Annotated in this window: 17 protein-coding genes; 7 read left to right on the top strand and 10 right to left on the bottom strand. The window is 67.1% G+C overall.

The features are described 5' to 3' along the window. Positions 1-4: 4 nt before the first annotated feature. The 9 genes from ACE3P2_RS04310 to ACE3P2_RS04270 form a co-directional block, all read right to left on the bottom strand. Positions 5-1447: an alkaline phosphatase gene (locus ACE3P2_RS04310; RefSeq protein ID WP_374261450.1), complete on the bottom strand. Its 1443-nt coding sequence runs from the start codon at positions 1445-1447 to the stop codon at positions 5-7. Between the two features lie 208 nt (positions 1448-1655). Next, positions 1656-2159: a phasin family protein gene (locus tag ACE3P2_RS04305; protein WP_374261448.1), complete on the bottom strand. Its 504-nt coding sequence runs from the start codon at positions 2157-2159 to the stop codon at positions 1656-1658. Positions 2160-2339: 180 nt separating this feature from the next. After that, the gene (locus ACE3P2_RS04300; protein WP_374261446.1) at positions 2340-4343 is read right to left on the bottom strand and encodes an acyl CoA:acetate/3-ketoacid CoA transferase; all 2004 of its coding nucleotides are present in this window, start codon (positions 4341-4343) and stop codon (positions 2340-2342) included. A gap of 74 nt (positions 4344-4417) precedes the next feature. Continuing rightward, positions 4418-5428, bottom strand: coding sequence for an acyltransferase (locus tag ACE3P2_RS04295; RefSeq protein WP_374261444.1), 1011 nt, complete (start codon positions 5426-5428; stop codon positions 4418-4420). Between the two features lie 166 nt (positions 5429-5594). Next, on the bottom strand, positions 5595-8735 hold the full coding sequence (locus ACE3P2_RS04290) for an error-prone DNA polymerase (RefSeq protein WP_374261442.1): 3141 nt from the start codon (positions 8733-8735) through the stop codon (positions 5595-5597). An 86-nt stretch (positions 8736-8821) separates the two neighbouring features. Beyond that, positions 8822-9220, bottom strand: a complete 399-nt coding sequence (locus tag ACE3P2_RS04285) for a hemerythrin domain-containing protein (protein ID WP_374261440.1) — start codon at positions 9218-9220, stop codon at positions 8822-8824. 9 nt (positions 9221-9229) lie between these two features. Continuing rightward, the gene (locus ACE3P2_RS04280) at positions 9230-11092 is read right to left on the bottom strand and encodes a S8 family serine peptidase (protein ID WP_374261438.1); all 1863 of its coding nucleotides are present in this window, start codon (positions 11090-11092) and stop codon (positions 9230-9232) included. Continuing rightward, positions 11089-11421, bottom strand: a complete 333-nt coding sequence (locus ACE3P2_RS04275) for a hypothetical protein (protein ID WP_374261436.1) — start codon at positions 11419-11421, stop codon at positions 11089-11091. Before ACE3P2_RS04275 ends, ACE3P2_RS04280 begins: the two co-directional genes overlap by 4 nt. Before the next feature lie 10 nt (positions 11422-11431). After that, positions 11432-11686 (bottom strand): hypothetical protein, encoded by a 255-nt coding sequence (locus ACE3P2_RS04270; RefSeq protein WP_374261434.1) that lies wholly within the window; start codon positions 11684-11686, stop codon positions 11432-11434. 119 nt (positions 11687-11805) lie between these two features. Here ACE3P2_RS04270 and ACE3P2_RS04265 point away from each other — a divergent pair, with 119 nt between their 5' ends. The 7 genes from ACE3P2_RS04265 (at position 11806) to ACE3P2_RS04235 (ending at position 18034) form a co-directional block, all read left to right on the top strand. Then, a complete protein-coding gene (locus ACE3P2_RS04265) occupies positions 11806-12603 on the top strand; it encodes an MOSC domain-containing protein (RefSeq protein WP_374261432.1) in 798 nt (265 codons plus the stop codon). A 153-nt stretch (positions 12604-12756) separates the two neighbouring features. After that, positions 12757-12969, top strand: a complete 213-nt coding sequence (locus ACE3P2_RS04260; protein ID WP_374261431.1) for a hypothetical protein — start codon at positions 12757-12759, stop codon at positions 12967-12969. A 42-nt stretch (positions 12970-13011) separates the two neighbouring features. Continuing rightward, the gene (locus ACE3P2_RS04255) at positions 13012-13728 is read left to right on the top strand and encodes a cytochrome c3 family protein (protein WP_374261429.1); all 717 of its coding nucleotides are present in this window, start codon (positions 13012-13014) and stop codon (positions 13726-13728) included. Continuing rightward, a complete protein-coding gene (locus ACE3P2_RS04250; protein ID WP_374261427.1) occupies positions 13721-14335 on the top strand; it encodes a cytochrome b/b6 domain-containing protein in 615 nt (204 codons plus the stop codon). Before ACE3P2_RS04255 ends, ACE3P2_RS04250 begins: the two co-directional genes overlap by 8 nt. Before the next feature lie 38 nt (positions 14336-14373). Further along, the gene (locus tag ACE3P2_RS04245; RefSeq protein WP_374261425.1) at positions 14374-14730 is read left to right on the top strand and encodes a c-type cytochrome; all 357 of its coding nucleotides are present in this window, start codon (positions 14374-14376) and stop codon (positions 14728-14730) included. Positions 14731-14799: 69 nt separating this feature from the next. Further along, positions 14800-15792: a DmsE family decaheme c-type cytochrome gene (locus tag ACE3P2_RS04240; protein ID WP_374261423.1), complete on the top strand. Its 993-nt coding sequence runs from the start codon at positions 14800-14802 to the stop codon at positions 15790-15792. 19 nt (positions 15793-15811) lie between these two features. Then, on the top strand, positions 15812-18034 hold the full coding sequence (locus tag ACE3P2_RS04235; RefSeq protein ID WP_374261421.1) for an MtrB/PioB family decaheme-associated outer membrane protein: 2223 nt from the start codon (positions 15812-15814) through the stop codon (positions 18032-18034). 138 nt (positions 18035-18172) lie between these two features. Here ACE3P2_RS04235 and ettA read toward each other — a convergent pair whose 3' ends face one another. Beyond that, positions 18173-19837 (bottom strand): energy-dependent translational throttle protein EttA, encoded by a 1665-nt coding sequence (gene ettA, locus ACE3P2_RS04230; protein WP_374261419.1) that lies wholly within the window; start codon positions 19835-19837, stop codon positions 18173-18175. Positions 19838-19898 lie beyond the last annotated feature (61 nt).

Below are 19898 nucleotides of genomic sequence, written 5' to 3'. Positions count from 1 at the left end.
CCGCTTACAGGCCGACCGACTTGCGGATCAGGTTGAACACTTCGGTGTTGGTGATGACGCCGGTGAAGTTCTCGGCGCCGCGGCCGATGGCGCCGAGGAAGACGTCGGTGCCGCCGTGGGTCTCGCTGCCGGCCGCCATCGGAATGGCGCCTTCCTGGTGGTAGGCCTTGTCGGCGACCTGGGCGTCGGTGAGGGCGCCGCGGTTGGCGGGGCGGTTTTCGCCGTTGCCGAAGCCGATGATGGTGAAGGGGTTGCCGCCGCTGTCGGTGCCCAGGGCGCCGTTCACGAAGTTCTTCAGCAAGCCGAGCACGCCCGGGTTGCTGGCGGTGGTGGCGCCGGTGCGGGCGGCGTAGCCGTTCAGGACCAGGGTGTGGTCGTGGTCGGCGGTGACGACGATCAGGGTGTTCTTCAGATCGGCGTCGCTGAGCTTCATCTTGTCGATGGCAGCCTTGATGGCGTCGTCGAAGGCCACGGTGTCCTGCAGCGCCTTCTTGGCGGTGGTTTCGTGCAGGGCGTGGTCGATGCGACCGCCTTCGACCATCAGGAAGAAGCCGTTGCTGCCCTTCTTCTGCAGGATGTCGATGGCCTTGGTGGTCATCTCGGCCAGGCTGGGTTCGACGGCGGGATCGCGGTCGAGGTCGTAGCTCATGTGGCTGCTGGTGAACAGGCCGACGAGACGGGTCTTGTCGCTGGCGGCGACGGCGTCGAATTCGGTCTTGTTCTTGACGTAGGTGTAGCCCTTGGCGACGAACTCGGCAGTCAGGTCGCGACCGTCGGTGCGCTTGCCGCCGGCGGCGGTGGGCAGGAAGAACTGGCGGCCGCCGCCCATCAGGACGTCGAGGCCGTCGCCCAGCGCGGTGTTGTAGGCGTTGATGCCGGTGCCGGTGCCGCCGGGCACGACCTGCGCGGCGATGGCGTTCTCACCGTCGCGGTGGCAGATGTGGGAGTAGGTGGCGGCCGGCGTGGCGTGGGTGACGCGGGTGGTGGTGACCACGCCGGTGCTCCAGCCGGCCTTCTTGGCCAGTTCGAGCAGGGTGGTGACGGCGGTGCCGTTGCCGCTGGTCGGACAGGTGCTGTCGGTGCCGGAGAGGTAGTCCTTGCCGGTGGCGTCGAAGGCGGAGGTCTCCGGCGTCATCGAGATGACTTCGTTGTTCATCTTCACGCCGGTCATGTAGGCGGCCATCGAGGGCGCGCTGTCGGTGACCTGGGCGTTGTTGGAGTAGGTCTTGACGAAGGCGGACTCGGGCAGGGTGTCCATCGTCAGTTCGCCGTCTTCACCCACCTTGTAGATGCGGGCGGCGGTTTGGGTGGTCATGCCCATGCCGTCGCCGAGGAAGAAGATGACGTTCTTGGGTGCGTCGGCGGAGCTGCTGTTGTTGCTGTTGCCGCCACAGCCGGCGAGGAGCGCAGTGGCAGCGGCCACGGCGAGAAATACTGGTTTCAACATGCTGCGGAAACCTCCGGAAAGGTACGGGTGAAGGGGAAATCTTGGGGCCCGAACTATCGCATTGCAGTGTTTCCGGGAGGTTACGGGCGTGTGATTCGACGCGGTCGATGAGGAATCAGATGATTTTTCGGGTATCGGCGCGGCGCGCCCAGAAACAAAAACGGCACCCGAAGGTGCCGTTTTCGATGATGCGGAAGAAGCCGTGCGATTACTTCTTGGCGCCCATCTTGGTGAAGGCCTGGAAGGCTTCGGTGGAGGCCTTGGTCATCTGCTCGTAGGCGGCGCGAGCGGTGTCCATGGCGCCCTGGATGGTGCCGAGGGCGTTGTGGTCGCCGATGGGCATGCCCTTGAACATCTTCTGGATGGATTCGAACATGTCGGCGCCGCCGCCGGTGAGCTGCTCGCTGACCATCTTGCCGACTTCGGCCTGGGTCTTGGCGGTGATCTCGGCGATCTCGCGGGCACAGGCGAGCATCTTTTCGGTGGTGCTCTGCGCGTAGCTGGTGCGCAGGTTCATGGCTTCGGCCGGATCCTTGACGCCGGACAGGGCCTTGGCGTTGGCGACGCCTTCTTCGAACAGGGACTTGGCGGTGCCAACCTGCAGTTCCATGATGCGCTGGGAGTTCTCGATGGACAGCTGAGCCAGACGCATGGCGGCTTCGAGGTTCTTCTTCTGGATTTCGTTCAGTTGCTGTTCTTGCTTGGTAGCCATATTGATCCTTCCTCCACGAATTTTGTACTTTGGGCCTAGAGACGCCGGTCGGTTGCCGGTCGAGAACTCATGCGGAAAACAATATCACAGGCAACTGCCGCAAAAAGTGACAGACCTCAAAAAATCGCAGTTCGAACGACTGTATGTTGCACTGCAGCAACAGTCGTTCCGGTGCGAGCGTCATGCGCCGTCGGCGAGCCGCGCTCGCGCCTCGTCGGCGGAGTCCACGATCCCCGGGGCGAGATGGCGGGCGCTGAGCGCCTCGCCCAGCCGGGCTTTCAGGAAAGTGTTGGTGGCATAACGGGTTACGCGGCTGTAGCAGGTTTCCATGAGGCCCTCGATCATCGTCGCGTAGGCGTCGATGAGGGATTCGCGGATATCGAAGCCGTGGTAATTGACGATCACCGGCACCTTGCGGCCAAGGGGCAGAAGGCGCGCTTCGACGATCTGGCGGATGCGTTCGATGTCGGCGGCGTCGTGCAGGGCCAGGCTCTCGAAATCGACAAAAAAGATGTTTTGCGCGTCGTCGAACTGGAAGCGCGATTCGAGCGGCACGGCGGTGATGTCGGTGCGCAGCGCCATCGGCCCGTCCTGGAAGATGCGCGGGTCCATCGGCCGCGGGGTGCCGCGGATGACGGGCGCGAAATCCATGTGGGCGAGGATGTCCCGTTCGATGTCGATGCCGGGCGCGACTTCGATCAGTTCGACGCCGTCGGGGGTGAGCTCGAAGACGCAGCGTTCGGTGACGTAGCGCACCGGTTGCTGGCGACGCAGGGCTTCCTGGCCGCTGAAGGTGCGGTGCTCGACTTGGCCGACGAACTTGCGCGCGCGGCCTTCGGCGAGGATCTTCAGGCGCCCGTCCTGGAGGCCGACTTCGAGCCCGCCGGCGGTGAAGGTGCCGACGAACACCACTTTCTTGGCGTTCTGGCTGATGTTGATGAAGCCGCCGGCGCCGGTGAGCTTGGGGCCGAATTTGGAGACGTTCAGATTGCCCTGGGCGTCGGCCTGGGCGAGGCCCAGGATCGCGATGTCGAGGCCGCCGCCGTCGTAGAAGTCGAACTGACTGGGCTGGTCGATGATGGCGGCGGTGTTCACGGCGGCGCCGAAGTTGAGGCCGCCCTGGGGAATGCCGCCGATCACCCCGGGTTCGGCGGTGAGGGTGAGCAGATCGAGGATGCGCTCCTCGGTGGCCACCGCGGCGACGCCCTCGGGCATGCCGATGCCGAGGTTCACCACCGCGTTGGGGGTCAGCTCCATCGCGGCGCGGCGGGCGATGATCTTGCGCTCGCTCATTTCCATGGGTTCGAGGGATGTGACGGGCACCCGGATCTCGCCCGAGAAGGCCGGGCTGTATTGCTCGCGGAAGGTCTGCATGTGCCACTCGGGGCGTTCGGCCACCACCACGCAGTCAACGAGGATGCCGGGAATCTTGACCTGGCGGGGGTTGAGCGAGCCGGATTCGGCCACGCGTTCGACCTGGGCGATGACGATGCCGCCGCTGTTGTGGGCGGCCATCGCGATGGCCTGGGCTTCGAGGGTGAGCGCTTCCCTCTCCATCGTGATGTTGCCGTCCTGGTCGGCGGTGGTGCCGCGGATGATGCCGACGCTGATCGGGAACGCCTTGTAGAAGAGGTATTCCTCCCCGTCGATTTCCATGACGCGGACGAGATCTTCGGTGGTGCGGCTGTTCACCTTGCCGCCACCGTGGCGCGGATCGACGAAGGTGCCCAGCCCGACGCGGGTGAGGGTACCGGGCTTGCCGGCGGCGATGTCGCGGTACAGGTGGGTGATGACGCCCTGGGGCAGGTTGTAGCCTTCGATGCGGTTGGCGACGGCGAGCTCCTGCAGGCGCGGCACCAGGCCCCAGTGGCCGCCGATGACGCGGGCGACGAGGCCGTCGTGGCCCAGATGGTTGAGGCCGCGATCCTTGCCGTCGCCCTGGCCGGCGCCATAGACGAGGGTGAGGCCCTCGGGTTTGCCGCGGCCTTGCGGGTCGTGCTCGCGGGTGTCGAGGAAACGCTGCTCGAGGGCGATGGCGATGTTTTCGGGAAAACCGATGCCGACGAAACCTGTGGTGGCGATGGTGTCGCCGGAGCGGATCAGCTTGACGGCGTCGGCGGCACTGACGACCTTGCCGGTGTTGCGCCCCTGGGGGCGCACGAACGTGCTCTTGTTCTGGTTCATGGTTGGCTCCTCCTCGTGTGGCATCGCCGAACGATACCAAATGGATCGCGGCATCGGGAGGCGCCAGGCGGGGCTCAGAGTGTCCGGCGCAGCACCGGCAGGTGGTCGAGGAGGTAGGCGGCGATCAGCGAGAGACCGAACACGGCCAGTCCAACCAGCGGAATGGCCGCGGCGGGATGGAAGTCCAGCGGCCCGAGGCCGACCCGTTGCAGGATTTCGAGGAACAGCGGGTGGATCAGGTAGACGCCCATCGTGAGGCCGGCGATCCGCCCGGTGGCGCCGGGGCCGGCAAGCGGGCGCTGCCACGTCTTGAGCAGATACATGACGCTGGCCGACATGGGTATGACGGTGACGGACAGGTAGTCGTAGCAGTACAGCCCGTTGGCGAGGCCGGCACGGCTCGCCAGGGCGTAGCAGCCGGCGGCGGTGAGCAGGCTGCAGCCGATGAAGCCGCTCCAGGCCAGCGCGGGCGACACCGGACGGGTGTCGCTGGCGATGAGATGGCCGAGCAGGAAGTACGGCAGGTAGGACAGGAACCAGACGGGGAAGAAGCTCGCCGACTGGGCGTGCAGACGGCTGTGGATCAGGGCGAGTGCCGCCAGCACGAAGCCCATCGTGGTGAGCACGACGAGTTCGCGCCGCGAGGCGTGGGCTACCACCTTGCGCAGGAAGGGCACGAACAGGTAGAGCGGGATCAGCATGTAGAGGAACCACAAGTGGTAGTAGGGCTCGCCGCTGGCGAAGCGCAGGGCGAGCAGGCCCGGTGCGGGCGGCTTGCCCTTGGCGATGCCCTTGACCAGCGTCCAGCCGAGAAAGAAGGCCGACCAGAACAGGAACGGCCACAACACGCGGGACATCCGCTTGCGATAGAAGGTGCCGAGGCTCTCCTGCCTGGCGGGGCTGAGCAGCAGGGCGCCGCTGATCATCACGAAAACCGGCACGCACCAGCGGCTGAAGGCGCTGTAGAGATTGCCGGCCCACCAGTAGCCGGAGCCCAGGTCGGTGTCGACCACGCCGCTGACGGCGCTGTGGAGGATGACCACGGCCAGGATGGCGGCGATTCTCGCGTTGTCGAGCCAGATCATCGGGTGCGTGTTTCGTGGGCGGGTGAAAGCCGGGAGTGGCGAAGTCGGGAGTGGCCGGCATGGGCGCGGCGACGGATTTTATGCGCATGGGCCGCCCGGACGGAATGGGGTGCGGCGTATCCCGTGCGGTTTTTCGCAGCGACGCGCCGATTTGTTCCGGATGGGCTCAGTGGAAGTCGCGACTGCGGGGGCTCAGGCTGCCGAGCAGGGCCGAGCGGTCGACGATGCGCTTGGCGTGCAGGTGCACGACGCTGCCCTGGCGGGCGATCTGCCCGTAGATGCCGAGCAGGGTGGCGCCGAGGAGGATGCGGCGTTCGGCCTCGAGGAGTTCGGGGCGGACGATGACGTTGATCCAGCCGGTTTCGTCTTCGAGGGTGACGAACATCGTGCCCTTGGCGGTGCCCGGACGCTGTCGGCAGGTGACGATGCCGGCGCTGCGGGCGAGCTTGCGATCGGGGCAGTCGGCGATTTCGGCGGCGCTGAGGAAGCGCTCGTCGGCAAGGCGGCTGCGCAGGAAGGCGAGCGGATGGCGGCCGAGGCTGAAGCCGAGGCGGGCGTAGTCGGCGATGACGTCCTGGGTTTCGGCGGGGGCCGGGAGATCGGGCGGGGCGTCGGGAATGGGGGCGTCGTGGAGCAGGCCCGGCGCGGCCTGGCTGCCGGCGGCGGCCCACCAGGCCTGGCGCCGGTGTCCGGCGAGGCTGGCCAGTGCGCCGGCGGCGGCGAGGGTGCGCAGCTCGGCGGTGGACAGGTGGGCACGACGGGCCAGTTCATCCACGCGGGTAAAGGGGCCGGCTTCGCGGGCGCGGGCGATGCGCGTGGCGGCTTCCGGGTTGAAGCCTTTGACGAGGCGCAGGCCGAGGCGCGCGGCGGGGCGGGCGGGGTCGGCGCCGGAGGGTTCCAGGGTGCAGGTCCAGTCGCTGGCCTGGACGTCCGGGGGGCGGACCTCGACGCCGTGGCGGCGGGCGTCCTGGATGAGCTGGGCGGGGCCGTAGAAGCCCATCGGCTGGCTGTCGAGCAGGCCGCACAGGAAAGCGGCGGGTTCGAAGCGCTTGATCCATGCCGAGACATAGACCAGCAGGGCGAAGCTGGCGGCGTGGGATTCGGGGAAACCGTAGCTGCCGAAACCCTGGATCTGCCGGCACAGGGCCTCGGCAAACGCCGGAGCGTAGCCGCGACCGAGCATGCCGGCGGTGAGCCGGGCCTGGTAACGCAGCAGGTCGCCCTTGCGGCCCCAGGCGCCCATGGCGCGGCGCAGCTGGTCGGCCTCGCCGGCGCTGAAGCCGGCGGCCACCATGGCGAGCTGCATGACCTGTTCCTGGAAAATGGGAACGCCGTAGGTGCGCCGGAGCACAGGTTCGATCTCGGGCCGGGGATAGACGATGGGTTCCTGGCGGGCGACCCGGGCACGGGCGTCGAGGTAAGGGTGGACCATCCCGCCCTGAATCGGCCCCGGCCGCACGATGGCCACCTCGACGACCAGATCGTAGTAACAGCGGGGCTGCAGGCGCGGCAGCATGCTCATCTGGGCGCGGGATTCGACCTGGAAGACGCCCATCGCGTCGGCGCGGCAGAGCATGTCGTAGACCGCCGGTTCTTCGCGCGGGATGTCGAGGATGCCGAAGGGCGTGCCGCGCCAGCGGGCGATGTGCGCCAGGCTGCGACGGATCGCCGAGAGCATGCCGAGGGCGAGCACGTCCACTTTGAGCAGGCCGAGGGCTTCGAGGTCATCCTTGTCCCACTGAATGACGGTGCGACCCGGCATCGCGGCGTTCTCGACGGGCACCAGCTCGGCGAGCGGCCCACGGGAGATGACGAAGCCGCCCACGTGCTGGGAGAGGTGGCGCGGAAAGCCGACGAGTTCGTTGGCGAGTTCGAGCAGCAGTTGCACCCGGGGGCTGGCCGGATCGAGGCCGGCCTCGCGGATGCGCTCGGGCGCCACCTGGAGGCCGTCCCACCAGGCGAGGCGGCGGGTGAGCTGGTCGATCTGACCCGGGTCGAAACCGAGGGCCCGGCCCACGTCGCGCAGGGCGCTCTTGGGGCGGTAGCGGATCACCGTGGCCGCCAGGGCGGCGCGCTCGCGGCCGTATTTGCGGTAGATGTACTGGATGACCTCCTCGCGCCGGTCGTGTTCGAAATCCACGTCGATGTCGGGCGGTTCCTGGCGTTCGCGGGAGACGAAGCGCTCGAACAGCAGGGTGGCTTCGGCCGGGTCGACCGCGGTGACGCCGAGGGCGAAGCACACCACCGAATTGGCCGCCGAGCCGCGCCCCTGGCACAGAATTCCCTGGCTGCGGGCGAAGCGGACGATATCCTCGACGGTGAGGAAGAAGGCCTCGTAGCGGAGCTCGATGATCAGCGCGAGCTCCTTCCCGGCGCGCTGGCGGATGTCGGTGGGCACCCGATCCTGGCCGTCGGGCCCGGGCGGATAGCGCGCCTGCAGGCCCTGGGCGACGAGATGACGCAGGTGGCTGGCCGGGGTGGCGCCGGGGGGAACGATCTCCTCGGGGTACTCGTAGCGCAGCTCGGCGGGGCAGAAGGTGCATTGCGCGGCGATGGCGAGGGTCTCGGCGAGCCATTCGGGCGGATGACGACGGGCCAGCGCCGCGCGGGGCTGCAGGCGCCGTTCGGCATTGCCGGCGAGGCGGTAACCGGCTTCGTCGACGCTGACCCGGTGGCGCAGGGCGGTGAGCACGTCGGCGAGGCGGTGGCGGCTGGCGACATGCATCAACGGCGCGCAGGTGGCGACCACCGGAACGCCGGCCGCGGCGGCGGCCCGGGCGATGGCGTCGCGCCGGGTGTCGTCGTCGGGCCCGAGGTGGAGCGGGGCGGCGAGCCAGGCCTTGCCGGGAAAGCGTTGGGCGAGCCAGCGGGCATCGTCGGCCAGGGCCGGCGCGGGGGCAAGGCTGTCCGGCGCTACCAGCAAGGCCAGGCAGTCCGGCAGGCCGTCGGCCAGATCGGCACGGGTGAGGTGATAGCTGCCCTTGTCGGCGGCCCTGCGCCCGCGGCTGACGAGGCTGGCGATGCGGCCGTAGGCCCTGCGGTCGGTGGCGAGCAGGACGACGCAGGGGCCGTCGGCCAGGCGGAGACTGGTGCCGACGATGAGCTTGAGGGTGCCCTCGGGGTATTCCCGCCAGGCGGCCCAGGCGCGCACGATGCCTGCCATCGAACATTCGTCGGTGATGGCGAGGGCGTGGTAGCCGTAGGCGACGGCCTGGTGAACCAGCTCCTCGGGGTGGGAGGCCCCGGTGAGGAAGCTGAAACTGGAGCGGGCGTAAAGCTCGGCGAACGGAGGCGGGACATCGGGCATCCGTTAACTGTAAAAATAAACAGTTATAGATGCAAGCCCTACTTGAGGCGCGGGATGCCGTTCAGGGGCGTCCCGCGCGGCGCCCGTCAGGTGGCGAAGTCGAGGAAGGCCGCGGGCAGCACGCGTTCGGCGGTGACGAAGAGTTCGCGCTCTTCGAAGCGCACGTGATCGTGCAGGGCGAGGCCGAAGGGCGCGAGGCTGGCCCGGTCGCCTGCGCCGATGCGGGCGGCGAGCGCGCGCAGCAGGCGGTGTTCGTCGAGGGTGCGGGCCACCAGCGCGGCTTCGCCGGCGGCCTGGAGGCGCGGCAGCAGGTCGCCCTCCTCGGCCTGGAAGTGGGGCTCCAGTTCGTGGGCGAAGGTGCCGGGGACGGTGGCGATCAGGGCGTCGATGGCGTCGTCGTCGTGGGCGGCGGCGATGCGCTTGGCCAGGACCAGCGCGGTGTGATGATCGCGGGAGAGCTGGAGCAGGGCGGGGCGGCGTTTCATGGCGATGGCTCAGCGGAGACGGCGGTGGAGGGTGAAGGCGGCGCCGGCCAGCAGGGCGACGAGGCTGGTCAGGTCGAGGGCGCCACCGCCGCCACCACTGCCACTGCCGCTGGGCTGGACCGGCGCGTCGAGCACGGTCAGGGTGACGTCCTGGGCGCTGCTGCGGCCGGCGCTGTCGGTGAGGGTCAGGCGCAGGAGGTAGTCGCCGGCGATCGGGGCGGTGAAGGTGGTGCTCGGCGTGTCGGCGCCGAAGGTGCCGGTGGCGGGGCCGCCGAGCTGGCTCCACTTCCAGGCGACCAGCGTGGCGCCGGTGGCGGCGGCGCTGTCGCCGGAGCCGAGGGTGAGGGCGGTGCCGGCCAGGGCCGAGTCGGGCAGGGTGATCCGCGCGACCGGGTTGAGGGCGCTGCCGTCGATGGCTGCGGCCACCGCGGCGGCGCTGTCGAGCATGCCGGCGCCGCAGGTGCTGCTGGTGCAGTTGCACTGGCCGTCGGCGGTCACCGTGGGGCACGTCGGCAGAGTCGGGTCGACCGGAAAGCGGCTGGCGCTGCGCCGGATGCGGGTGGCGACCTCGGCCTCGCCGAGGGCGGGGTTGGCGGCGAGCATGAGCGCGGCGGTGCCGGCCACCAGGGGCACCGCGAAGCTGGTGCCGATGGTGACGTCGTGGATGCCGGTGTAGCCATTGGCGGTCGGGCCGTAAGTGCCGAAGTTGATGGTGTTGATGAAGGGGTACAGGCAGGGTTGGCCGGCGCCGGTGTAGACGCAGTTGCCGGCCGGCGCGCTGATGCCCACCTCGGCGCCGTAACTCGAATAGCCGACCTTGGTGCCGGTGTGGCGGACGCCGGCGACGGCGAGCACGCCGGGGCAGTTGGCAGGCTCCTCGACGGGACTGGTCTCGTTGCCCGAGGCGGCCACGACGAGGGTGCCAGCGGCGCGGATCTGGCCGATCGCGTCGATGTAGGCGGCACTGCAGGTGCCAGCGCCGGCGAGGCTCAGGTTGATGACCCGGGCGGGATTGGGGTTGGTGGGAACTCCCGTGACGGGCAGGCCGGCGGCCCAGCGCATGCCGGCGATGATGTCGGAGTCGAAACCGCCGCACTTGCCGAGGGCGCGCACCGGGAGGATGCGGCTGGCGCCACCGATGCCAGCGATGCCGCGGGCGTTGTTGCTCTCGGCGGCGACGATGCCGGCTACCTGGGTGCCGTGCCAGGAGCTGCCGTGGGTGGTGCTCGGGTTGCCGCACAGGCTGCGCAGGGCGGCGTTGGTCAGATCGGCCGACGACAGGTAGTCGCCCGGGTCGGAAGGGTCGGCATCGCGACCGCTCTGGCCGTCGCCGGAGAGGAGGTCGTCGGTGATGAAGTCGTAGCCGGGCACCAGCTTGCCGCCGAGGTCTTCGTGGTCGAGGCGCACGCCGGTGTCCACGACGGCGACGATCACGCCGGCGCTGCCGGGGCTGAGCTGCCAGGCGGCGAGGGCGTTGGTGGCGGCGGGTTGGGTGGGGCCGGCGGCCTGGAGATACCACTGGTTGGCGAACAGCGGATCGTTGGGCGCGGCGCGAATGGTCTTGATGCGGTCGGGCACGGCATATTCGACGTCCGCTTCCCGGGCGAGCCGGGCGGCGAGGGCGTCGGAGCTGAGCCCGCTGGCGCGCATCACGTGCAGGTCGGGCGCGGGCTGGCCGACCATCTGGGCGGCGATGCCCAGACGTTGGCCGAGGCGCTGCACGCTGTTGGCGGCCTGGATCTGCTTGAGCGGCGAAGCGGCCTTGAGCTTGACGATGACCCGTGCCTCGGCGGCGGTGTCGGCGCGCGCGGGGACGGCGGCCAGCAACCCGAGACCGAGGAAGGCGGTACAGAAGTGGAGCGCGGCTTTCATCGGAAACCCTTTTTCTGATCGAGATCGACGGTGCGGACGGCCGGATGGACGCGCAGCGCGGCGAGCGCCCGGCTGCAGTCCGGATCGGCGGGCGGGCAGTCGAGCTGGTAGGCGGCGCTGTGCGGGGCGATCGTCGCCACGAGCCGGACGCCGGCGCCGCTGGCCTGGGCGAGGAGGGTGAGGGTGGCCGGCGCCGCGGGGTTGATGGCTTCGCCGAAGCCGACGATCACCGCCGGCCCCCGTGGCGCCGCCGCCGTCGGGCCGGCGCAGGCCGGCATCCCCAGCAGGGCGCCCAGGACCAGCGGCAAGCCACCCGAGCGGCGCATCATCGTCGGGCCTTCAGCGCGGCGGACCGGGGCGGCGACGGGATTTGACCGGCGCCTCGGGCTCGGCGGGCTTGCCGTATTGCTTGAAGACGCGCTTGGCGTCCTGCTCGGCGCGCAGTTGGGTGCAGATCGACGGATCGTCGTCGTGGTCGCTGAAGTAGCCGTCGGCCTGGGCGCGCATCACCAGCTTGATGGCAGCGGCCTCGCTGAGTCCGAAGCGCTCGTAAATCAGGGTGGTCACTTCGTCCAGGTGTTCTTCGTAAGTCATTGTGATTCCAGTGCGATGAGGTGCGGTCGCGGCGCGGACGCTTGCCGGGCGCCGTCAGTCGCAAGGATAATGGCTTTTGCGATTCCCAACCCGACTGCGTCAGTCTGCCGAGGCTTTCCATGAGCACATCACCCGTCCTGTCCGCCCTTCACCGTTACCCCGTCAAGTCGATGCGCGGCCAGGCGCTCGATCGCAGCCCGGTCGGCCCGCGAGGTTTGCCCTTCGACCGCGACTGGATGGTCGCCACGCCGGACGGCCATTTCGTCACCGGCCGCCAGCAGCCGCGGCTGGTGCTGGTCGACGCGACGCCGGTTGCGGGCGGCGTGACCCTTTCGACGCCGGGGCGTGCGGATCTGTTCGTCCCTGACGCGGCCTTCACCGACGCCATCGACACCACGGTGTGGGGCGACAATTTTCCGGCCCGGCAGGGTGCGGCGGCGGCCGATGCGTGGATTTCCGATTACCTGGGCACGCCGCTCAAATTCTTGTGGACGGGTGCCCCGACCGCCCGGCGTGTGAAGGTGGCCCCCGCCGTGCCCTTGTCGTTCGCCGACGGGTTTCCACTGCTGCTGATCGGCGAGGCTTCACTGGACGACCTGTCCGGGCGGGTCGGCCGTGCCTTGTCGATGCAGCGCTTCCGTCCCAACCTGGTGGTGTCGGGCGCGGCGGCCTTTGCCGAGGACGGCTGGCAGCGCATCCGGATCGGCGAGGTGAACTTTCGAATCACCAAGCCCTGCGAGCGCTGCGTCTTCACCACCGTCGATCCCGAGGATGGCACCAAGGGCCGCGACCAGGAGCCGCTGCGTACCCTGGCCACCTATCGCAAGGCGCCCGCGGGCGTGATCTTCGGGCAGAACGTGATCGCCGAAGGCAGCGGGGAAATCCGCGTCGGAATGCCGGTCGAGGTGCTGGAATAGCCGGCGGGGAGCGCTTCCGGTGTTGGTAAAACGCGTCGAGAACCGCCCCGGAGCTTGATCTTGGTCAAGACCTCTGCACTTTTGGATACTGAAACATCTTGTCGCAATTTCATGGGTCGATGATTCGTCGGGTTCGTAGCCTGAGGAGTCGACGTGTTCGACAAGCTGAAAAAAAATGCGTGGCGTGTCGTGGCTTTGCTGGCCCTGGCGGTCGCAGCACCGGCCTTCGCCGATGATCCCCCGCCGACGCCCGAGGCCTTGGCGAAGATTCGCGCGGCCAACGGAGAATGCCTGAAGTGCCACTCCGAGGCGGGGCTCAAGCAGCCGCCCAAAGAGGGTCTCGACATCAAGAAGCTGCGCAATTAACTGGTCGATCCGGGTACCTACACGGTCTCCGATCACGGCCAGATGGCGTGTTCGAAGTGCCACGGCGACGGCTACGACGATCATCCCCACGCCCCCAAAGCCAAGGAAGACCTGGCCGAGTGCCAGGACTGCCACGCCCGCAAGGCGATGCGCATCGAGCGTCAGTTCGACAAGTCGGTGCACGCCGAGAACCTCAGCGACCGCTTCACCTGCGCCACCTGCCACGACCCCCATGTGATGACCCTGGCCGCCAAGCTGGGCGATCCACACAAGATCGTCGCGCAGGACAACAAGATCTGCCTCGACTGCCACGACTCCGACATCGCCTTCGCGAAGATGGCGCCCGAGAAGAAGAAGCGGCCGGCCATCGACGACATCCACGACTGGCTGCCCAACACCCGGTTGCACTGGAAGGCGGTGCGCTGCATCGAATGCCACACGCCGACCGACGACAAGCTGTCGCTCTCCCACGAAATCCAGAACAAGGACAAGGCGGAGAAGAAGTGCGCCACCTGCCATAGCGCCAACAGTTCGCTCAACGCGCGCCTGTATCGCCATCTGGCGAAGGAGGAGCAGCACAAGTACGGCTTCCTCAACAGCGTGATCCTGAGCAATTCCTACGTGGTGGGCGCGACCCGCAACCCTACCCTCGACATGATCCTGATCGGCCTGTTCGCGGCGACGGTGGTGGGGGTGGTCGGCCACGGCCTCGTGCGTGCCCTGATGAACAGCCTGCGCCGGAGGAAGAACCATGACTAAGCGCGTTTTCATGCTGCCCCTGTGGATCAGGCTGTGGCACTGGAGCAATGCTCTCGCGATCATCGTGCTGTCGGTGACCGGGATCAGCCTGCATTTTTCCGACCCCAACCTGCCGCTGGTCGAGTTCTCGCTGGCCGCGCGCATCCACAACGTGGCTGGCGTGTGCCTGGCCGGGCTGTGGGTGGCCTTCGTGATCGGCAACATCGTCACCGGCAACTGGTGGCAGTACATCCCCAAGCCGCCCGGCATCCTCGGGCGTTGCATCAAGCAGATGCAGTACTACGGCGGCGGCATCTTCAAGGGTGAGGCCGAGCCCTTCCCGCCGACACCCGAGGTCAATTTCAACGCGCTGCAGGCGATCACCTACTGGTCGATCATGTACCTCGTGCTGCCGGTGGTGATCGCCACCGGGCTGATCTTCCTCTACCCGCAGTTCGCCCCCGACACGCTGTTCGGCCTGGACGGCCTGCTGCCCGTCGCGCTCGTTCACTACCTGGGTGCGGCCGTGATCCTGCTTTTCATGGTGAGCCACATCTACCTCGGCACGATGGGGCCGAAGGTCTCGAGCCTGTTCAAGATGATGATCACCGGCTGGTACGAGCACTGATTTTTCAAACCAATAACGCCCCACAAGGAGAAACCGACATGAAGATCCGCAAGTTTGCCTTTGCCGCCTCGATTTCCGGCCTGTGCGCAGCCGGTCTGCTGCTGTCCGCCGACGCGCTGGCCCTGGATGCCGATGCCGCCCAGGCGCTCGCCAAGAAAGAGGGCTGCACCAAGTGCCACGCCGTCGACAAGAAGAAGGAAGCCAAGTCCCTGACCGAAATTTCCAAGTCGCTCAAGGGCAAGGCCGACGCCGAGGCCAAGCTGCTCCATCACCTCACCTCCGGCGAGATGGTCAAGTTCGAAGACGGCAAGGAAGAGGAGCACAAGATCCTCAAGACCAAGGACAAGGCCGAGATCAAGAATCTGACCGACTGGATCCTGTCCCTCGGCAAGTAAGCCAGCACAGCGGGGTGCCCATCTTGCAGGGCACTCCGGCCAGCATCAGCAGTAAAAGGGAGATCGAAAATGAAGTTCTTGCGACAGTTGTTCGCCGCGTGCGCATTGCTCGGGGCTCTGGCCGGCAGCTCGACTGCACTGGCCGCGGATGCGCCTTCCGCACCGGGCGCCAAGCCGCCCGCCAAGGATCTGGTGCTCAAGGGCGACGCCAAGTGCACGTCCTGCCACGATGAATCCGACGACGCCAAGCTCCTGCACATCGGCAAGACCAAGCACGGCACCGTCGCCGACGGCCGCGCGCCCAGTTGCACCAACTGCCACGGCGAGAGCGATCTCCATGTCAACAATCCGGCCAAGCTGAAAGAACGTCCGCCCACCGACCGCAGCTTCACCAAGGGTGCCAAGACGCCCGTGGCTGCGCGCAACGAGGCGTGCATCAGCTGCCACCGCAAGGATTCCAAGCGTTCCCACTGGGAGGGCAGCGCCCACGAGCGGGCCGATGTCGCCTGCACGTCCTGCCACCAGCTGCACACCGCCAAGGACAAGGTGGCCGACAAGCGCACCCAGCCCGAAGTGTGCTTCACCTGCCACAAGGAACAGCGCGTCCAGGTCAACAAGCCGTCGCACCACCCGGTACTCGAAGGCAAGGTGGCGTGTTCCGACTGCCACAACGCCCACGGCTCCGTCGGGCCCAAGCTGGTCAAGCGCGATAGCGTCGTCGAGACCTGCTACACCTGCCACATGGAAAAGCGCGGCCCCTTCGTGCATAGCCACGAACCGGTGAATGAAGATTGCGGCAACTGCCACAACCCCCACGGCACCGTCGCCGAGAGCCTGCTGAAGGTCCGTCCGCCCTTCCTGTGCCACCAGTGCCACACCCCGCACGGCGGCCAGCTCGCCCAGTTGCGCGGTCAGCTGCCGTTGCAGCCGACGGCCACCGCCAGCGGCAAGTCCGGCATCAACTACACCCAGGCGCGCGGTTGCCTGAACTGCCACACCCAGGTGCACGGCAGCAACAACCCGAGCGCGACCAATCCGACTCCGCAGTTCAACCTGCGTTGAGAGCAGTGGGGAGAACATCATGAGAACCGCGAAAACACATCCGGGTTTCAGCCTCAAGATCGTGGCGCTGGCCCTGCTGGCCGCTTTCGGCTCCGCCTATGCGGAAGACGACGAGGTTGCCGCCCTGATCCGCCCCGACAGCAGCGCCGCCGTCGGTGTCGCCGGACTGACCGGCGCCAACAACGAGCGTAGCTGGTTTGGCCAGTACAGCGGCTTGCGTCGCGACGACACCTATCTGCTGCTCGATCTCGATTACGTGAAGCGCGACGTCACCACCGGCACCTGGACCACCTTCCAGGGCCGCGATCTGGGGCTGGACACCCGCGAAATCCGCTTTGGCCAGCAGAAGCAGTGCGACTGGAAGTACTCGCTCGAATACAACGAGATGATTCGGCACGATCCGCGCACGATCAACAGCGGCCTCGCCGGCATCGGCACCAACGCGCTGACGGTAACCCGCATCGCCACGCCCGGCAGCGGCAGCGACTACAACCTAGATCTGAAGCGCAAGATTCTCACCGTCGGCGTCGAGAAGTGGCTCAGCGAATCGCTGCAATTCGAGGCCACCTTCCGCAACGAGGACAAGAACGGCACCCGCCTGTTCGGCAATGGCTTCAGTTGCACCCGTCCGACGAATCCGGCGACGAGTGGCGGGTCCGGCGCGTTGGCCCCCGGGGTCTGCATCCCCGCCGTCGGGAGCCAATTCGCACAGCTCATGCTGCCCGAGCCGATCAACTCGACGACGCAACAGTTCGAGGCCAAGCTGAACTATTCCAACGATAAGTTGTTCCTGAGCGGTGGCTATTACGGCTCGTTCTACAACAATCAGTTCACCTCGATGGGGGCGACGATCAATGGAAATCTGAATGATCCGCTGGGTAACCCGATCACGCCGCTGACGGATTTGCGGAATATCCTGCAGCTACCCATCGCGTTGCCGCCCGACAATCAGGCTCACCAGATCTACCTGACCGGCAACTACGCCTTCACGCCGACCACCAAGGCTAATTTCAAGTACGCCTTCACCCACGCCACCCAGACCGACAGTTTTGCAGCCTTCACCGGCGCGCCGAGCGGCCGCGGCAACTTCGGCGGTGAGGTGGACAGCGCGCTCTACCAGGCGGGCATCACCTCCCGACCGCTGCCCAAGCTGTCGCTGCTCGCCAACGTGCGCTACGAAGACCGCAACGACAAGACGCCCATCGAGTACTACAACCTCGAAAGCACCAAGGCCTTCACCAACGGCAACTACTCGCCCAAGCGCCTGGTCGGCAAGGCCGAGGCCAGCTACCAGTTGCCGGCAGGCTACCGTGCCACCGTCGGGGTGGATTACGAGTCGGTCGATCGGGGCGTGTTCGTACCGACGAGCGCGGTGGCCGGCCTCAGCGGCCTGCGCCAGAAAACCGAGGAGTCGGGTTACCGCCTCGAGCTGCGCCGCGCCATGACCGAGACGGTCAGCGGCGCCGTTGCCTATTCCAACAGCGACCGATCGGGTTCCAGCTGGCTGCAGCCCAACTCGGGCACAGGCGTCACCGCCGTCTCGGATGCGGCCATCTACGGTCGCACCGCGATCTTTCCGATGTCCATGGTCGATCGCAACCGCGAAAAGCTGAAGGCCACCGCCGACTGGTCGGCCACCGAGCGTCTGAGCGTGCAGTTCATGGCCGAATGGGGTGAGGACAAGTTCTCCGCGCCCACCACCAAAGGCCTGCGCGCCAGTTACATGGGCTTCTACGGCATCGATGCGGTGTATGCCCTGAGCGACGACTGGCGGCTCACCGGCTTCTGGTCGCGGGGCGACCAGACCATGCACATCGACCACTCGACCGGCTACATGGCCGCGCTGCGCAACCGCACCGAGACCTTCGGCCTCGGTGTGAATGGCAAGCCGAGCAGCCGCTTGGTCGTCGGTGGCGATTTGCTGCTGAGTGCCGACAAGGACAAGTACCAGCAGGATCTCGACGCCAGCGCCTCGGCGGCCAACCAGACCTTGCTGGCCACTTCCGGCGGCTTGCCCGATGTGACCTTCCGGCAATTCACGGTTCGAATGTTCGGCAAGTACGCCGTCGAAAAGAACTCGGCCGTGCGCCTGGACTTCATCCACCAACGCACCAAGCTCAACGAATGGACCTGGGGCTACAACGGCACGCCCTTCGTGTATTCCGACAACAGCACCGTCTACCTCAACCCGAGGCAGAGCGTGAGCTACCTCGGCGCGACTTACATCATCGCGCTGCCGTAAAACGGCCTGCCGCTCGCGGCCAGAACGCCCCCGGTCACCCCGGGGGCGTTTTGTTTCAGGTCGCGCGTTCCGCTGTCTGCCAAGCAAAAGCCCCCGCCGGAGCGGGGGCCTGGGCTGCGCCAAAATGCGCAGGAACGATCAGCGGGCGATCGGCTTGTAGCGGATGCGCTTCGGCTTGGCGCCTTCCTCGCCGAGGCGCTTCTTCTTGTCTTCCTCGTATTCCTGGTAGTTGCCGGAGAAGAAGGTCCACTGGGAATCGCCCTCGGCAGCCAGGATATGGGTGCAGATCCGGTCGAGGAACCAGCGGTCGTGGGAGATGATCAGCGCGCAGCCGGCGAATTCGAGCAGCGCGTCTTCCAGGGCGCGGAGGGTTTCCACGTCCAGGTCGTTCGACGGTTCGTCGAGGAGCAGCACGTTGCCGCCGGACATTAGCGTCTTGGCCAGGTGCAGCCGGCCGCGTTCGCCCCCGGAAAGGTTGCCGACGAGCTTCTGCTGGTCGCCACCCTTGAAGTTGAAGCGGCCGATGTAGGCGCGGCTGGGCATCTCGAACTTGCCGATGGTGAGGATGTCGGCGCCGCCGGCGAGCTCGTCGAACACCGTCTTGCTGCCGTCGAGGCAGTCGCGGGATTGGTCGACGTAGGCGATCTTGACGGTCGGTCCGATCACCACGTCGCCCGAGTCGGGCTTGTCCTGGCCGGTGATCATCTTGAACAAAGTGGACTTGCCGGCGCCGTTGGGGCCGATGATGCCGACGATGGCGCCCGGCGGAATGCTGAAGTTCACCTTGTCCATCAGCAGCTTGTCGCCAAAGCCCTTGGACACGTCGGTGAATTCGATGACCTTGTCACCCAGGCGCTCGCCCACCGGGATGAAGATCTCCTGGGTCTCGTTGCGCTTCTGGTATTCGACGCTGGACATTTCCTCGTAGCGGGCCAGGCGGGCCTTGCTCTTGGCCTGGCGCGCCTTGGGGTTGGAGCGCACCCATTCGAGTTCCTGCTTCATGGCCTTGATGCGGGCGCCTTCCTGCTTGGCTTCCTGTTCGAGGCGCTGCTCCTTCTGGTCGAGCCAGCTGGAGTAGTTGCCCTTCCAGGGGATGCCGTGGCCGCGGTCGAGTTCGAGTATCCACTCGGCGGCATTGTCGAGGAAGTAGCGGTCGTGGGTGACGGCCACCACGGTGCCCGGGAAGCGGCACAGGAACTGCTCGAGCCACTCGACGGATTCGGCGTCGAGGTGGTTGGTGGGTTCGTCCAGCAGCAGCATGTCGGGGCGCGACAGCAGCAGCTTGCACAGGGCCACGCGGCGCTTCTCACCGCCGGAGAGGGGGCCGATCTTCGCGTCCCAGGGCGGCAGGCGCAGGGCGTCGGCGGCGATCTCGAGCTGGGTTTCCACGTCGGCGCCGCTGGTGGCGATGATGTTCTCGTACCGGGCCTGGAGTTCGGCCAGCTTGTCGAAGTCGGCATCGGGCTCGGCGTAGGCGGCGTACACCTCCTCGAGCTTCTGCTTGGCTTCCATGACTTCGCCGAGGCCGGATTCGACCTCTTCGCGGACGGTCTTGTCCGGGTCGAGCTGCGGTTCCTGGGGCAGGTAGCCGATGGACATGTTGGGCTGCCACTGCACTTCGCCGTCGTATTCCTTCTCGACGCCGGCCATGATCTTGAGCACGGTGGACTTGCCGGCGCCGTTGAGGCCGAGCAGGCCGATCTTGGCGCCGGGGAAGAAGGACAGGGAGATGTCCTTGATGATCTGCCGCTTGGGCGGGACGACCTTGCTGACACGCAGCATGGACATGACGTATTGAGCCATTCGGGTGCTTTCCAGGAGGGGCAAATTGCAAAGACGCGATTTTACCCGACTGGGCGCGGAC

The organism is Zoogloea sp. (assembly GCF_041911615.1).
Lineage (GTDB): Bacteria > Pseudomonadota > Gammaproteobacteria > Burkholderiales > Rhodocyclaceae > Zoogloea.
The sequence above is the reverse complement of the archived record's forward strand: the minus strand, read 5'-3'. Positions and strand labels throughout refer to the sequence as shown.

Coding starts and splice junctions, on each gene's coding strand:
- ettA (WP_374261419.1), bottom strand. CDS start 19,837: ATGGCTCAATACGTCATGTCCATGCTGCGTGTCAGCAAGGTCGTCCCG.
- ACE3P2_RS04245 (WP_374261425.1), top strand. CDS start 14,374: ATGAAGATCCGCAAGTTTGCCTTTGCCGCCTCGATTTCCGGCCTGTGC.
- ACE3P2_RS04285 (WP_374261440.1), bottom strand. CDS start 9,220: ATGAAACGCCGCCCCGCCCTGCTCCAGCTCTCCCGCGATCATCACACC.
- ACE3P2_RS04240 (WP_374261423.1), top strand. CDS start 14,800: ATGAAGTTCTTGCGACAGTTGTTCGCCGCGTGCGCATTGCTCGGGGCT.
- ACE3P2_RS04270 (WP_374261434.1), bottom strand. CDS start 11,686: ATGACTTACGAAGAACACCTGGACGAAGTGACCACCCTGATTTACGAG.
- ACE3P2_RS04265 (WP_374261432.1), top strand. CDS start 11,806: ATGAGCACATCACCCGTCCTGTCCGCCCTTCACCGTTACCCCGTCAAG.
- ACE3P2_RS04290 (WP_374261442.1), bottom strand. CDS start 8,735: ATGCCCGATGTCCCGCCTCCGTTCGCCGAGCTTTACGCCCGCTCCAGT.
- ACE3P2_RS04250 (WP_374261427.1), top strand. CDS start 13,721: ATGACTAAGCGCGTTTTCATGCTGCCCCTGTGGATCAGGCTGTGGCAC.
- ACE3P2_RS04305 (WP_374261448.1), bottom strand. CDS start 2,159: ATGGCTACCAAGCAAGAACAGCAACTGAACGAAATCCAGAAGAAGAAC.
- ACE3P2_RS04255 (WP_374261429.1), top strand. CDS start 13,012: ATGGCGTGTTCGAAGTGCCACGGCGACGGCTACGACGATCATCCCCAC.
- ACE3P2_RS04280 (WP_374261438.1), bottom strand. CDS start 11,092: ATGAAAGCCGCGCTCCACTTCTGTACCGCCTTCCTCGGTCTCGGGTTG.
- ACE3P2_RS04235 (WP_374261421.1), top strand. CDS start 15,812: ATGAGAACCGCGAAAACACATCCGGGTTTCAGCCTCAAGATCGTGGCG.
- ACE3P2_RS04275 (WP_374261436.1), bottom strand. CDS start 11,421: ATGATGCGCCGCTCGGGTGGCTTGCCGCTGGTCCTGGGCGCCCTGCTG.
- ACE3P2_RS04300 (WP_374261446.1), bottom strand. CDS start 4,343: ATGAACCAGAACAAGAGCACGTTCGTGCGCCCCCAGGGGCGCAACACC.
- ACE3P2_RS04310 (WP_374261450.1), bottom strand. CDS start 1,447: ATGTTGAAACCAGTATTTCTCGCCGTGGCCGCTGCCACTGCGCTCCTC.
- ACE3P2_RS04295 (WP_374261444.1), bottom strand. CDS start 5,428: ATGATCTGGCTCGACAACGCGAGAATCGCCGCCATCCTGGCCGTGGTC.